This is a genomic window from Bacillus sp. PK6-013, assembly GCF_054161445.1.
The window spans coordinates 435,577-449,900 of the sequence record NZ_CP096417.1; the positions used below are offsets into that span (position 1 = coordinate 435,577).

Sequence of the window (14,324 nt, forward strand, 5' to 3'; positions counted from 1 at the left end):
GTGAGCATCAAAGCTGAAGAAATTAGCACTCTTATTAAACAGCAAATTGAAAATTATCAGTCTGAAATAGAAGTTCACGACGTAGGTACGGTAATTCAGGTCGGTGACGGTATCGCACGCGTGCACGGCCTTGATAACTGTATGGCAGGTGAGCTTGTCGAATTTTCAAACGGTGTGCTGGGCTTAGCTCAGAACCTTGAAGAATCAAACGTAGGTATCGTTATTTTGGGACCTTACAAAGACATCCGTGAAGGTGACGAAGTCAAAAGAACCGGACGGATCATGGAAGTTCCCGTCGGTGAAGAGCTTCTCGGCCGCGTTGTCAATCCGCTCGGTCAGCCTGTAGACGGAATGGGCCCGGTTCTCACAAGCAAAACCCGTCCGATCGAAAGCCCGGCACCTGGTGTTATGGATCGTAAATCCGTTCATGAACCGCTTCAAACGGGAATTAAACCGATCGATGCGCTGATTCCTATCGGCCGCGGTCAGCGTGAGCTGATCATCGGTGACCGTCAGACGGGTAAAACATCGATTGCGATTGACACGATCTTGAACCAAAGAGATCAGGACATGATTTGTATCTATGTTGCGATCGGTCAGAAAGAATCGACTGTTCGCGGTGTCGTTGAAACGCTGCGCAAAAAAGGCGCTCTTGACTATACCATCGTTGTCACAGCTTCCGCTTCACAGCCTGCACCGCTATTGTATCTAGCGCCGTATGCGGGTGTTACGATGGGTGAAGAATTCATGTACAACGGAAAACACGTGCTGGTTGTGTATGACGACCTTTCAAAACAAGCGACGGCTTATCGTGAACTTTCCTTGCTTCTGCGCCGTCCTCCAGGCCGTGAAGCATTCCCTGGAGATGTATTCTACCTGCACTCCCGCTTGCTTGAGCGCGCTGCGAAACTGAGCGACGCTAAAGGCGGAGGATCTTTAACAGCATTGCCGTTTGTTGAAACGCAGGCTGGCGACATTTCAGCCTATATTCCGACAAACGTCATCTCAATCACAGACGGACAGATCTTCCTGCAGTCTGATTTGTTCTTCTCAGGCGTGCGCCCTGCCGTCAACCCTGGATTATCGGTATCCCGTGTCGGCGGATCTGCGCAAATCAAAGCGATGAAGAAAGTAGCCGGTACGCTTCGTCTTGACTTGGCATCTTATCGCGAGCTTGAGTCATTTGCACAGTTCGGATCTGACCTTGATAAAGCGACGCAGGCCAAGCTGAACCGTGGAGCCCGTACAGTGGAAGTTCTGAAACAGGATCTGAACCAGCCGCTCCGCGTCGAAAAGCAGGTTGCCATTCTTTATGCCCTGACCCGCGGATTCCTTGATGATGTGCCTGTAGAGGACATCAGACGCTTTGAAGAAGAGTTCTTTATGTACCTTGATCAAAACCATAAAGATCTCCTTGATTCAATTGCTCAGACAGGAAACCTTCCGGCCGACGAGGACATGAAGGCTGCGATCGAAGGCTTTAAACGTACGTTTGCACCTAGCAACTAAACATTTGAAGTGAGAAAAAGATCTTCTTTTTCTCTCTTTTTCACGTAAATTCGGAGTGAATTTGAAAACAAAAAGGTGGTGAAACCTTTTGGCCTCATTACGGGATATTAAATCCAGAATTACTTCAAATAAAAAAACGAGTCAAATCACCAAAGCTCAGCAAATGGTTTCTGCTTCAAAGCTGAACCGCGCTGAGAGTAAAGCGAAATCGTTCGTTCCATACATGGAGAAAATGCAGGAAGTCGTTGCTGATATTGCGCTTGGATACACCGGAACGCATCCGATGATGTCGAGCCGTCCCGTGAAGCGGACCGGCTATCTGGTCATCACATCTGACCGCGGACTTGCCGGCGCTTTTAACGCTAACGTTCTCCGCAAAGCGTACCAGAAAATCCAGGAGCGCCATCAGTCAAAAGACGAATATGCGGTCATCGCGATCGGAAAAATGGGACGCGAGTTCTTCAAAAAACGCGGCATCCCGGTTATTTCCGAAATGACCGGCATCAGGGACGAAGTTTCCTTTCCAGAAATTAAGGATTTGGCGAACAGTACGATACAAATGTTTATCGATGAGACATTTGATGAACTTTACTTGTTCTACAACCACTTTGTCAGCGCGATTTCTCAAGAGGTGACGGAGAAAAAGCTGCTGCCATTATCAGATATCGCGCCAAACAAAAAAAGAACTTCCTATGAATTTGAACCGGACGAAGAAGAAATTTTGGAAGTGCTTCTGCCTCAGTACGCTGAGAGCTTGATTTTCGGCGCGATTCTGGACAGTAAAGCGAGTGAACATGCTGCGCGGATGACAGCGATGAAAAACGCAACGGACAATGCGAAAGAGCTTATCGCTGACCTCGAACTGTCTTACAACCGTGCTCGTCAGGCGGCGATTACGCAGGAGATTACGGAAATTGTCGGCGGTGCAGCTGCCTTAGAATAGAAAAAGCTTGTCAGGAGGGATAGAGATGAAAAAAGGACGCGTTAGCCAGGTATTGGGACCGGTCGTAGACGTTCGTTTTGAAGACGGTCACTTGCCTGAAATATATAATGCGATTAAAGTTACACATAAAGCGCAGAACGAGAATGAAGTAGATATCGAACTTACCCTTGAAGTAGCGCTTCACTTGGGTGATGATTCAGTTCGGACGATTGCAATGGCTTCAACTGACGGTGTTACACGCGGAATGGAAGCCATCGACCTGGGAGAGCCGATCTCCGTTCCGGTCGGAAACGTGACACTCGGCCGCGTATTTAATGTACTCGGGGAAAACATCGATTTGGATGAGCCGCTTCCGGCTGATGCTGCCAAAGATCCGATTCACAGAGAAGCTCCAACATTTGATCAGCTATCAACAGAGGTTGAAATCTTAGAGACGGGTATTAAAGTCGTCGACTTGCTCGCTCCATATATTAAAGGCGGAAAAATCGGTCTTTTCGGAGGAGCGGGAGTTGGAAAAACCGTCTTGATTCAGGAGCTAATCAACAACATCGCTCAAGAGCACGGCGGTATCTCTGTATTCGCGGGTGTCGGCGAGCGTACGCGTGAAGGAAACGACCTTTACTATGAAATGAAAGATTCCGGCGTTATCGGCAAAACGGCAATGGTCTTCGGTCAGATGAACGAGCCGCCTGGTGCGCGGATGCGCGTTGCCTTGACAGGACTTACAATGGCAGAGCATTTCCGTGATAAAGAAGGCCAGGACGTATTGTTCTTTATCGATAACATCTTCCGATTCACTCAAGCCGGATCTGAAGTATCTGCACTTCTTGGACGCATGCCGTCTGCGGTTGGTTATCAGCCGACGCTTGCAACTGAAATGGGTCAGCTTCAGGAACGGATCACTTCTACAAATGTCGGTTCCGTTACATCGATTCAGGCGATCTACGTTCCTGCCGATGACTATACTGACCCGGCACCGGCAACAACGTTCGCTCACTTGGATGCGACAACAAACCTTGAGCGTAAGCTGTCTGAAATGGGTATTTACCCTGCGGTTGACCCTCTGGCTTCAACTTCTCGTGCACTTGCGCCAGAAATCGTCGGAGAAGAGCACTATCAAGTGGCCCGCCAAGTACAGCAAATCCTGCAGCGCTATAAAGAGCTTCAGGATATCATTGCGATTCTCGGTATGGATGAGCTTTCTGACGATGATAAGCTTGTCGTCAGCCGTGCGCGCCGCGTACAGTTCTTCCTATCGCAAAACTTCCACGTAGCTGAACAGTTTACAGGACAAAAAGGTTCTTACGTTCCTGTCAAAGAAACGGTAAAAGGCTTTAAAGAAATCCTTGAAGGTAAGTATGATCACCTTCCAGAGGACGCTTTCCGTCTTGTCGGCCGAATCGAAGAAGTTGTCGAAAAAGCGAAAGAAATGGGTGTAGAAGTATAATCTGGTCCTAGGAGGGTAAAAGCATGAAGACCTTAAAAGTCAATATCGTTACTCCCGACGGCCCAGTATACGATGCGGATATAGAAATGGTAAGCGTTCGAGCAGAGAGCGGTGAGCTTGGTATTTTACCCGGCCATATTCCGACGGTTGCTCCGCTAAAAATTGCTGCAGTCCGTCTGAAAAAAGACGGTCAAACTGAGCTGGTTGCCGTCAGCGGGGGCATAGTTGAAGTCCGCCCTGACCATGTCACCATTCTGGCCCAGACGGCGGAAACATCTGAACAAATTGACAAAGAACGCGCCTTGGCCGCAAAACGGCGTGCCGAGGAACGTTTGCAAAAGCATACGCCAGATGTTGACATTATTCGGGCAGAGCTTGCTTTAAAACGCGCGATTAACCGGTTGGATGTTGCGAGATAAAGATGAGGATCCTTCCCATATTAAGGATGGGAAGGGTTCTTTTATATTCATGATTAAACAGAATTGAAAATGTTGAAAAAAGTTCACAAATTGTTCGCCTTTTTAGTTTGAATCTATCTATAATACAAAATAGTAAGCTATGTTCTCTTCCGCCAGAAAGAGGATGTAAGACATTCAAGCAAACTCCTCAACATTGGCCTCAGGCAACAGAGGATCACTCCATCTATGGGAAAAAGTTCTATCCATGAACGTCTTAACATGAAACATCAAAACTGTTAAAATGACTTGAAATGACCGGCATTATTCCTTTATCCCACAGCAGAAGAGACTAGGCAGGCCGGAGCCACCAAACCGGCTGGAACGTAAGGAGGCGTCATCAATAATGGAAGAGATCGGACAACAGGCTGCTGTCAGTATCATCGTTCATCTTTTTTTTATTGCATTGACTTGGTGGGCTCTTCTGGCGGTCAATATTGATCCGCTTATCAGGAAAGGAAAAGTCATTCAGGCGAGGGTGTTAATGATCATCATTACAATCGCCGTCGGCTCCACCGTCAGCAATTTTTTCCTGGACTATCTTTATTATTCCAGACAGCTTCAAAATTTATTTTCATGATTGAGTAAAAGAATTTTTGGGAATGGACAAATGTGGGTAACGCCGCATTCCGCAAAATCACCGGGGGACCTTGTTTTTCCACGTATGCTTTTCCTACGATCCGTCAACAATGGAGAGTAGGAGAGGATGATGCGGAATGAAGACAAAACAAACGGTTAATGCCCTCATTTTTATTGTGGTTTTATTTTTAATTGTTCATGTCTTTCAATCGCTTGAAGCAGCGGGCAATACGCCGCTGGAACAGCTGGCGGAAGGTTTGAGCCGCCATGATGTCGAGCTTGAAGAATGGACCCTGCACACAAAAAAGCAGCTTACCCTAAGTGAAAAAGATTTTTTTGCAAAACTGAAACATTTCAAGAAACAGCATCGACAATATCAATGGACTATAACGCGGGAAGACGATGATACAGTTAAAGCAACAGGTGTTTTTCAGGACAAAAAAAATCACATCAATTCCAAAATACATTTGGTATCCACCCACAAAAACCAGAGACTTGTTTCGTATTTATTGTATGAGCAAAAAGGCGCGGGACCACGGGAAAACTGGAATACTACATATAAGCAGTTTGAACGGGATGCATTCGACATAATGCGAGAAAAGACCGCAATTTTTACTTGTCTAAAGGGCCATTTAAATGGTATGATGAATGTTGTTTTGCAAAAAAAAGCAAATGAACTAGTACATGAATTTGATGCAAAGTCAGTTGAAGATTTAATCGAACCAAATTTCGTTTCTATTTCTGCTTACACTAACGAGTGGAAAGAATCCATCAAGACAGAAAAACACCGTATGAATCTGCAAGTCTCGCTTAGAAATGCGGGAATGGGCGAAAAACTTACCGTCACGGTTGGCACACCAATCGTCACGACTGAATATTAATATAGAGAAATTGGGACGCGGAGGGGAATACCTTGGAAAAAATCATCGTCCGCGGCGGTCGAAAGTTAAACGGCACAGTCAAAGTTGAAGGAGCAAAAAATGCCGTTTTACCAGTTATCGCTGCATCTTTATTAGCCAGTGAAGAAAAAAGCGTAATATGTGATGTGCCTACGCTCTCCGATGTATATACGATTAACGAAGTGTTACGTCATTTAGGCGCAAGTGTACATTTTGAAAATAATACAGTAACGGTTGATGCATCTCGCACTTTGTCTACGGAAGCTCCGTTTGAATATGTTCGTAAAATGCGCGCATCTGTATTGGTGATGGGTCCGCTTCTTGCTCGCACAGGTCACTCGAGAGTGGCTTTGCCTGGAGGATGTGCAATCGGTTCAAGACCGATCGATCAGCATCTGAAAGGCTTTGAAGCAATGGGCGCAAAAATTAAAGTCGGAAACGGCTTTATTGAAGCGACTGTAGAAGGCCGCCTTCAAGGCGCAAAAATTTATCTTGATTTTCCTAGTGTCGGAGCAACTGAAAACCTGATTATGGCTGCAGCTTTGGCTGAGGGCACGACAACGCTCGAAAATGCTGCTAAAGAGCCTGAAATCGTTGATCTGGCTAACTATATCAATGCAATGGGCGGTAAAATTCGGGGTGCCGGTACAGGCACCATTAAAATTGAAGGCGTTAAGGCGCTTCATGGTGCAAAACATACCATTATTCCTGACCGGATCGAGGCGGGTACGTTCATGGTTGCCGCTGCGATTACCGAAGGGAACGTACTGGTAAAGGGAGCGGTTCCTGAGCACTTAACATCTTTAATTGCGAAAATGGAAGAAATGGGCGTTCAAATCATGGAAGAAGGAGACGGTCTTCGGATCATCGGTCCTTCTGAATTGAAGCCTATTGATTTAAAAACAATGCCACATCCAGGTTTCCCGACTGATATGCAGTCTCAGATGATGGCTCTTTTGATGCGCGCAAATGGAACCAGCATGATCACAGAAACCGTCTTTGAGAACCGCTTCATGCATGCGGAAGAATTCCGCCGTATGAACGGAGATATTAAAATCGAAGGCCGTTCTGTCATTATTAATGGTCCTGTGCAGCTTCAAGGTGCTGAGGTGGCCGCAACGGATCTTCGCGCCGGCGCAGCTCTTATCCTTGCTGGCCTTGTCGCTGACGGTCATACGCGCGTAACCGAATTAAAACATTTAGACCGGGGATATGTCAACTTCCACCAAAAACTTGCCGGTATCGGTGCTGATATTGAGCGCGTTAACGATGAAGAAGCGGTTCATATTGAAAATAAAGAAGTTGTATCCGATTTAAACGCATAAATCAACGTGAAATCAGTATGTCATCCGGCATACTGATTTTTATGTTTCAAGTATTCTATATCAGTATGCCTCCCATATCTATCATTATGCACAAGAATGGCTTTTAAAATACGCAGCCGCAGTTGAAAAGTACAGTCATATTAGCTTGTCCCCGCCCATAAAATGAAAGAGACAAAACAGAAATGGGGGCACTGATTTGAAACAGCTATTTATTGTACTAGCAGGAATCTGCATGCTGATTTTACTCATACCAACACTGCTTGTCCTCCCTTTTCACGGGGGACCGGGGGCAATCAAAACAGAAAAGCACGCTCAGCAACACGAGGAAAAAAAGAAAGTCACCTTAAAAGAGTCTCCCGTTTCAATTCCGGTCTACAGAACGGCTGACCGGAAAGTTGAAGACATTCCGCTTGAAGAGTATGTCATTGGTGTCGTTGCTTCGGAAATGCCGGCTGATTTCGATATCGAAGCTTTGAAAGCACAAGCGCTCGCGGCCCGCACATATATTGTGAGGCAAATGGTATCAGAGCAGGCTGTCCGATCGCCGAAGGGCTCGCTCGTCGATGATACGCAGATGTTCCAGGTGTATAAAAACAAAGAAGAGCTCCGCAGGCTGTGGAAGAAAGATTACGATTGGAAAATCAAAAAAGTGACCGAAGCTGTCGCCAGTACGCAAGGCAAAATTTTAACCTATGATCATAAGCCAATTGACGCTTCGTTTTTCTCGACGAGCAACGGGTACACCGAGAATGCGGGGGCTTATTGGACAAGTGATATTCCGTACCTGCAAAGCGTGAAAAGCTCCTGGGATACAAAGTCGCCGAAATTCCTGAACCACAAAACGTTTACTGTCACTGAATTTGAACAAAAGCTCGGCGTGAAGCTGCCCAGCTCAAACAGCATTGGGAAGATCACTGAAAGAACGCCGGGAAAACGCGTAGCGACTGCTGTCATTAATGGAAAGAAGCTTGAGGGAAGAGATATTCGTGAAAAGCTCGGCCTCAAATCGGCAGACTTTGATTGGAAACGCGACGGGAATCAGATTACCGTCACGACGAGGGGTTTTGGACATGGAGTAGGAATGAGCCAATACGGCGCACATTATATGGCGAAAGACGGCAAGAAAGCGGAAGCCATCGTCAAGTATTATTACAAAGGAACAGCCGTATCCAATGCTGATGAATTTTTAAATAAATACATGGCGAAAAAATAATAAAGAGACGTCTGCCTCATTGGCGGCGTCTTTTTGAATGTCATCAAATTTGGCATTCTCATGAAGTTGATGTGCGCCAAAATATTATACAAATATTTCAAGAATCATGTGCCGGAGGGCTTGCTGAACAGCGTCAAAAGGCCGTGAATCTCTTGTCAATATAAGGGTTCACAGGCTATAAAGTCTATTTTATCTGCTTGTTGTATGCTGAAATGAATAACGAGGAAAAGGAGACATGCCCTATTTATTTCTCCCTGGTGTTCTTCTACGATATTAATGTGTTAACGACTTTATTTAAGAAAGGGGAAAGGGAGAAATGAAGAAGAAGCTGACATTAGGGATTTTGACCGCTATGGTTCTTAGCCTTGGTTCACCTGCTTTCGCAGCTGAGAAAAAACAGGAGGTAACAGTTGCTGAAGATTCGCCTAACATCGCGATTATGCTTGATGCAAGCGGCAGTATGGCTAAAAAGATCGGCGGAGTCTCAAAATACGAGCTTGCCAAAAATGAGGCGTTCAGCTTTGGTTCAAAGCTTGAAAATGCAAACGTGCTCATGAGGGTTTTCGGTTCAGAGGGAAACAATAAAAACTCCGGAAAAGTACAATCCTGCAATGCAATCAGAGGAGTGTACGGATTCCAAACGTATGACGAGCAAAGCTTCCGCAATTCATTAAACGGCATCGGACCGACTGGATGGACACCGATCGCAAACGCGCTGCAAGATGCCAAAAACGCGCTTGACCAGCAGAACAACAACGGGAAAAACGTCGTCTATCTGCTGACAGACGGTGAGGAAACATGTGGAGGCAACCCGGTAAAAGTCGCAACAGAACTGCGCAAATCTAATGCGGTTGTCAACGTAATCGGCTTTGATTATGAAGGAGATTTTCACGGACAATTGACAAGCATCGCAGCAGCTGGCGGCGGTGAATATTTCCAAGCAAAAACCAAAAATGACATCAAAAGAATTTTCACTCAGGAAGCAATCGAGCTTTCTAAATAAACTGGAAAAAAGCTGTGGACATGTTTCCGCAGCTTTCCTTTTTTGATGAAAAGATTGTCAAAAGTCAAGTAAAACACTTTACAAATATTAAGTTATTGTTTCAGAACGTTGAACCCCGCTGAATCCTTTGGAGGGGTAATTTGTCGTAACTGTTGTTTTATTGGGACGAAAACGGTCTTTTAGCGGACTTTTTTGGTAGGACTTAAGTGGAAGTGTCGGTCGATTATCGTAAGGATTATGAAGAATTTGTGAATTTGAAAAGGAGATCCGGCCTATTTATTTCTATCAAGCCTTCTTTTACGATGTTGGTGGACTAGATCTCATGCGGAAGTTCGGTCCGAAAAAAAGTGCGGAAAGGAAAGTGAGAAAGGTGAAAAAAAGGTTTACTCTGTTAACAACGTTCACCATGCTTTTGTCATTGGCTCCGGCTGCTGCTTTCGCGGCTGAAGACGGAAATGCGGACAACAGCAAAAAAGATGTCAATGTTGCAGTTGTGCTTGATGCAAGCGGCAGCATGGCACAAAAGGTTGAAGGAGAAAGAAAATTTGATATTGCCAAAGAATCCGTAACCGACTTTGCTGACCTGCTTTCAAGCGATGCGAATGTTATGCTGAATGTGTTCGGACATAAAGGCAACAATAAAAACTCCGGAAAAGAACTATCTTGCGGTACGACGGAAACCGTCTATGATCTGCAGCCGTTTTCTTCCAACTCGTTCGAAAACGCTTTAAGCGGAATTAAGCCTACAGGCTGGTCTCCGATTGCAAAATCTCTTTATGATGTAAAAGAAGATCTTGCCGATAAAGATGGTAAGAATTATGTTTACATCGTGACAGACGGTGAAGAAACATGCGGAGGAGACCCTGTTCAGGCAGCGAAAGATCTGCGCAAATCCAACATTAAAACAATCGTCAACATTGTTGGACTTGATGTGAAAACCGTGAAAGAAAAAGCTAAGCTTAAAAAAGTAGCTGCTGCTGGCGGCGGAAAATTGATTGAAGCCGACTCAGCTTCTGATTTTAAAAAGGTATGGAAAGAAGAAGGCGTAAAACTGTCTCAGTAACTCCGTACGAGAGCGGGACGGCCGCAGTGCCGTCCCGACCTTCTGTTAAGCTAATCTGTCGACATTTCGAGTTCTTCGATTCGTTTTTCTGCATAGCGCGGATCTTTTCTTGAATGGAAAATCTCCGCCTTTTCAATCATGACCGCCGTGTTGTATTCCGGAATACGGGCATGGTTTTCGTATACGCCTTTAGGGATCAGGACATTTCCTTCCGGCCAGTAGACCGCCGTGTTTCCGCGTTGTACGGTGGCATATTTTGCCCAGCCTTGGAAAGTTCCGTAGCGGTTGAATAGAACGATCGCTTCTCCATCTTGAATATAAAGCTCCTTGGCATCTTTTGGATTGATCATGACATCCCGGCGATCTGCCGCGTTGAAAGGATCTTTTTTACTATAAATCATCGAGTTGAACTGTTTTCCCCTCCTTGTCGTCACGAGGAAGCGTCCTTCAGTTTGTCTGTTTTCAGGAAGATCGACGGGGATCAGGTTACCCTTACCGTCTGCCGTCGGACACATCCCGCCTTCACAAAGCCAGGCGCCGCCCCATTGAAAGACATCTCCGCGTTTTTTTAAATGCTGAATCCTGTCATAATTCCTGTTGGCAGCAGCGATTTCTTCACGGATTTCTGCAGCGTCGTCAAAATGGATCAGTTCTTTGTCTGCGGGCCGAACCCGTTTGGCAAGATCCATATAAATTTCCCATTCAGAACGGGCTTCTCCGATGCGCGGTCCTTTAATTTCAGGGCTGAAATAGACCATCCGTTCCGTACTGGTCGAGGTTCCTCCGCCAGGCTGTTCATATCTTGTCATTGCGGGGAGAATGATAACTTCTTCTTTGGCATCGACAAGGGTGGAAGTATTGAAGATGATGTCCTGATGGACTCTCATCTCAACTTCCTGTAATGCTTTTTTGATAAAATCGGGGTTCGGCATCGTTTCCAAAAAGTTGCCTCCGCTCGTATAAAACACTTTTACTTTTCTTTCGCTTTCGTTCGGCAGCAGCATGTTTTCGATTGTCTGGCCGATCGTATCGCCTTGCCAAGTCGGTATTCGAAAGCCCCAAATCTTCTCGATCCGTGCGGTAGTTTCTTCGTCAAAATCACCGCCTGGCAGGACGAAAGGATCGGCACCCATTTCTCCAGAACCCTGCACACCGCTGTGCCCTCTGATCGGCATGACGCCGCAATGCTTTCTGCCGATGAATCCTTGTAAAAGGGCGAGATTTGCCACCTGTGAAATGTTGTCGGTCGCAAAACGGTGCTGTGTGAGTCCCATGCTCCAAATGAAAACGCCGGTTTTCGCCCGGGCCAGCAAGATGGCGAATTCTTTCATTCTATCTTTCGATATGCCGGATGACTCTTCAAGCGTCTTCCAATTTTGTTTTTCGATATGCTGTTTAAGCTCATTGAATCCGTTTGTGTGTGCTTCGATAAAAGCGCGGTCAATGCTTGAACCGGGAGCCTCCCGTTCCATTTCAAACCAGTGCTTCATTACCCCGTTCATAAAGGCAATGTCGCCGCCGATATTGACTTGGTATACGTCATCAGTGATTTTGGTGCCGAAAAGGGCGCTCTCAGCTATCGATGGAATCCAGTATTTCTCCATCGAAGGTTCCAGGTACGGGTTGATCATAATGATTTTTGTTCCCGCTTTTTTGGCGGCATACATGTATTTTGTTGACACCGGCTGGTTATTGGCGGCGACAGATCCCCAGAAGACGAGGACATCCGTCCCGATCCAGTCTCGGTAGCTGCAGCTTGAGGCGCCGATGCCAAGGGACCTTTTTAAAGCCGTTTTGCTTGGCGAGTGGCAGATCCGCGAGGCGTTGTCAATGTTGTTTGTGCCGATAAACCGAGCCGCTTTTGCGGCTGTATAGTATACCTCATTCGTAATACCCCTGGCCGTTAAATAAAAGGCGAGCTGTCGTTTATCAATCGATTTGATTTTGTCCGCGATTCGGCTGAGTGCTTCGTCCCATGAAATTCTCGAAAACGACCGTTCTCCTTTTTTTCTCGACAGCGGATAAGGAATACGTCCGAGCTTTCTCAGCTCGGTGCTATCCAGCTTTCTCAGCTGTTCAATGTCGGCGGACAGCCATTTGTCCTCGATCGCAGGCATCGTATTTAAGCGGAGGACGTTCAGCCGCGTCGTGCATAGATGAGGCCCTGTGAGCGTCTGATCACGGAGCCCGGATACACCGAGCGCACAGCCGTCGCACACGCCTTGCGTCAAAATTCTGTAGGCGTACGAAAGGTTGTCTTTATTGTCCCACGCCGTTTTCATCGTATCTCTGATATGCTTTGGCTTTACCTTTCCGAGTCCCAGCGGCGCCCAAGACGCCCACAGTTTTGGCGCGGGTTTTTTATTCAGCTTCATCGGACCTTCATGCTTTGTTTTTCCCATTCCATTCTCTCCTTTCCAGCGGATACTGCCAGATCATCCTTTTATCGAGTTTGAGACATGAACCGCCGCTTTTTTTCGCAACTGTTTAATGTCGGTTCTAATGAAGATCGAAATGAACAGGCCGATGGCGAACAGTGCTGCGAAAACCGTCAGGCTCTGGCTGTAGCTTCCTGTTGCATCACGCACCCAAGAAGAGAACATCGGGCCCGCAAGTCCTGCCGCCGCCCATGCCGTTAAAATGTATCCGTGAATTGCACCGAGCTGCTTTGTTCCGAACAAATCCCCGATATAAGCCGGAATTGCGGCAAACCCGCCTCCATAGCACGTATAGATCAATGCCATCAAAACAGAGAATACGGCCTTGTCAGAAATAAACGGCAAAAGCGGAAAGGCGATCAGCTGTACAGCGAAAAAGACGGTATACGTATTCGGCCGGCCGATGTAATCAGATGCTGAGGCCCAGCCGATCCGCCCTAAGCCGTTAAATGCGCCCAAAACGCCGACGAGAGCGGCAGCAGCGGCGGCGGACATGCCCGCACTTTCCTGCGCCAGCGGCGAAGCGATGGATATGATGGCGATTCCGCACGTAACATTAATAAAAAGCATCAGCCATAAATAATAAAAGCGTTTCGTTTTAATGGCTTCATTTGCCGTCAGCTGGGAAATATCGGCGCTTTGCGCCTTTCCGTTTTTTTCGGTTGAAAATCCTTCAGGCTTCCAGCCGTCTTCCGGCGGAGCGAGGTAAAGCGAAGACAGCATCATCACAAGAAAGTAGCAAATGCCGAGAATAAAAAAGGTATTGGCTATACCGACCGCTGAGATCAGCATCTGTATGATCGGGCTGCTGATCAAGGCCGCAAATCCGAATCCCATAATGGCTAGCCCCGTAGCCAAGCCGCGGCGGTCAGGAAACCATTTAACAAGCGAAGATACGGGCGTAATATAGCCGACGCCGAGTCCGATTCCTCCGAAGACGCCGTAAAACAAATAAAGCAGGGGAAGGGAGCCGATCTGAACGGCGAAGCCTGAAAACGTCACGCCAGCTCCGAAGAAAAGAGCGGCGAGCATGCCTGCTTTTTTAGGGCCGTGCTTTTCGACGAAGTGCCCCAAAAATGCGGCTGAAAGACCGAGAAATAAAATAGCGATGCTGAACGTCAGGCTGATCTGGCTGAGGCTCCAGCCGAAGGTTTCAGCGAGCGGGTTTGTAAAGACGCTCCATGCGTATACAGACCCGATAGACAAATGAATACCTACAGCACATAAAGCAATGAGCCACCTGTTTTTCACTTTTTTCATGCGAGAACCTCCTGTGGAAAAGAAAGGCTTGTCATAAAGACAGAAGGCTGCCGGGGAGCGATTGTTTGAAAGCGGTTTCCGGGGTTGCTGCGAAGAAAGGCAGTCTGTTTGAAAAGTGTATATTTTTTGAACTTTTAAAAAATAATATCATGTTTTCAAGCTATCAACAAGATGAAGCTTCCAAATTTGA

At 46.6% G+C, this 14,324-nt stretch carries 12 protein-coding genes; 10 read left to right on the forward strand and 2 right to left on the reverse strand.

Features of this window, described 5'->3' with window-relative positions; genetic code table 11:
• The 10 genes from atpA to M1E03_RS02175 all read left to right on the forward strand — a co-directional run bounded on the left by atpA (nt 1) and on the right by M1E03_RS02175 (nt 10,436).
• Nucleotides 1-1,509, forward strand: coding sequence for a F0F1 ATP synthase subunit alpha (atpA, locus tag M1E03_RS02130; RefSeq protein ID WP_020453257.1), 1,509 nt, complete (start codon nt 1-3; stop codon nt 1,507-1,509).
• Nucleotides 1,510-1,597: 88 nt separating this feature from the next.
• Nucleotides 1,598-2,452, forward strand: coding sequence for an ATP synthase F1 subunit gamma (gene atpG, locus M1E03_RS02135; RefSeq protein ID WP_020453256.1), 855 nt, complete (start codon nt 1,598-1,600; stop codon nt 2,450-2,452).
• A gap of 25 nt (nt 2,453-2,477) precedes the next feature.
• Nucleotides 2,478-3,899, forward strand: coding sequence for a F0F1 ATP synthase subunit beta (atpD, locus tag M1E03_RS02140; RefSeq protein ID WP_020453255.1), 1,422 nt, complete (start codon nt 2,478-2,480; stop codon nt 3,897-3,899).
• 23 nt (nt 3,900-3,922) lie between these two features.
• Nucleotides 3,923-4,318, forward strand: coding sequence for a F0F1 ATP synthase subunit epsilon (locus M1E03_RS02145; RefSeq protein WP_020453254.1), 396 nt, complete (start codon nt 3,923-3,925; stop codon nt 4,316-4,318).
• A 382-nt stretch (nt 4,319-4,700) separates the two neighbouring features.
• Nucleotides 4,701-4,934: a DUF1146 family protein gene (locus tag M1E03_RS02150; RefSeq protein WP_003186001.1), complete on the forward strand. Its 234-nt coding sequence runs from the start codon at nt 4,701-4,703 to the stop codon at nt 4,932-4,934.
• Nucleotides 4,935-5,070: 136 nt separating this feature from the next.
• The gene (locus tag M1E03_RS02155; protein WP_020453253.1) at nt 5,071-5,814 is read left to right on the forward strand and encodes a YwmB family TATA-box binding protein; all 744 of its coding nucleotides are present in this window, start codon (nt 5,071-5,073) and stop codon (nt 5,812-5,814) included.
• 32 nt (nt 5,815-5,846) lie between these two features.
• The gene (gene murA / locus M1E03_RS02160; protein ID WP_020453252.1) at nt 5,847-7,157 is read left to right on the forward strand and encodes a UDP-N-acetylglucosamine 1-carboxyvinyltransferase; all 1,311 of its coding nucleotides are present in this window, start codon (nt 5,847-5,849) and stop codon (nt 7,155-7,157) included.
• 196 nt (nt 7,158-7,353) lie between these two features.
• On the forward strand, nt 7,354-8,370 hold the full coding sequence (gene spoIID, locus M1E03_RS02165) for a stage II sporulation protein D (protein WP_023857085.1): 1,017 nt from the start codon (nt 7,354-7,356) through the stop codon (nt 8,368-8,370).
• A gap of 316 nt (nt 8,371-8,686) precedes the next feature.
• Nucleotides 8,687-9,373: a VWA domain-containing protein gene (locus M1E03_RS02170; protein ID WP_023857087.1), complete on the forward strand. Its 687-nt coding sequence runs from the start codon at nt 8,687-8,689 to the stop codon at nt 9,371-9,373.
• A gap of 370 nt (nt 9,374-9,743) precedes the next feature.
• The gene (locus tag M1E03_RS02175; RefSeq protein ID WP_023857089.1) at nt 9,744-10,436 is read left to right on the forward strand and encodes a VWA domain-containing protein; all 693 of its coding nucleotides are present in this window, start codon (nt 9,744-9,746) and stop codon (nt 10,434-10,436) included.
• 50 nt (nt 10,437-10,486) lie between these two features.
• Here the strand turns inward: M1E03_RS02175 and M1E03_RS02180 are convergent, their stop codons facing one another.
• On the reverse strand, nt 10,487-12,838 hold the full coding sequence (locus M1E03_RS02180; RefSeq protein ID WP_458110644.1) for an FdhF/YdeP family oxidoreductase: 2,352 nt from the start codon (nt 12,836-12,838) through the stop codon (nt 10,487-10,489).
• 33 nt (nt 12,839-12,871) lie between these two features.
• Nucleotides 12,872-14,134: an L-lactate MFS transporter gene (locus M1E03_RS02185; protein ID WP_023857091.1), complete on the reverse strand. Its 1,263-nt coding sequence runs from the start codon at nt 14,132-14,134 to the stop codon at nt 12,872-12,874.
• Nucleotides 14,135-14,324 lie beyond the last annotated feature (190 nt).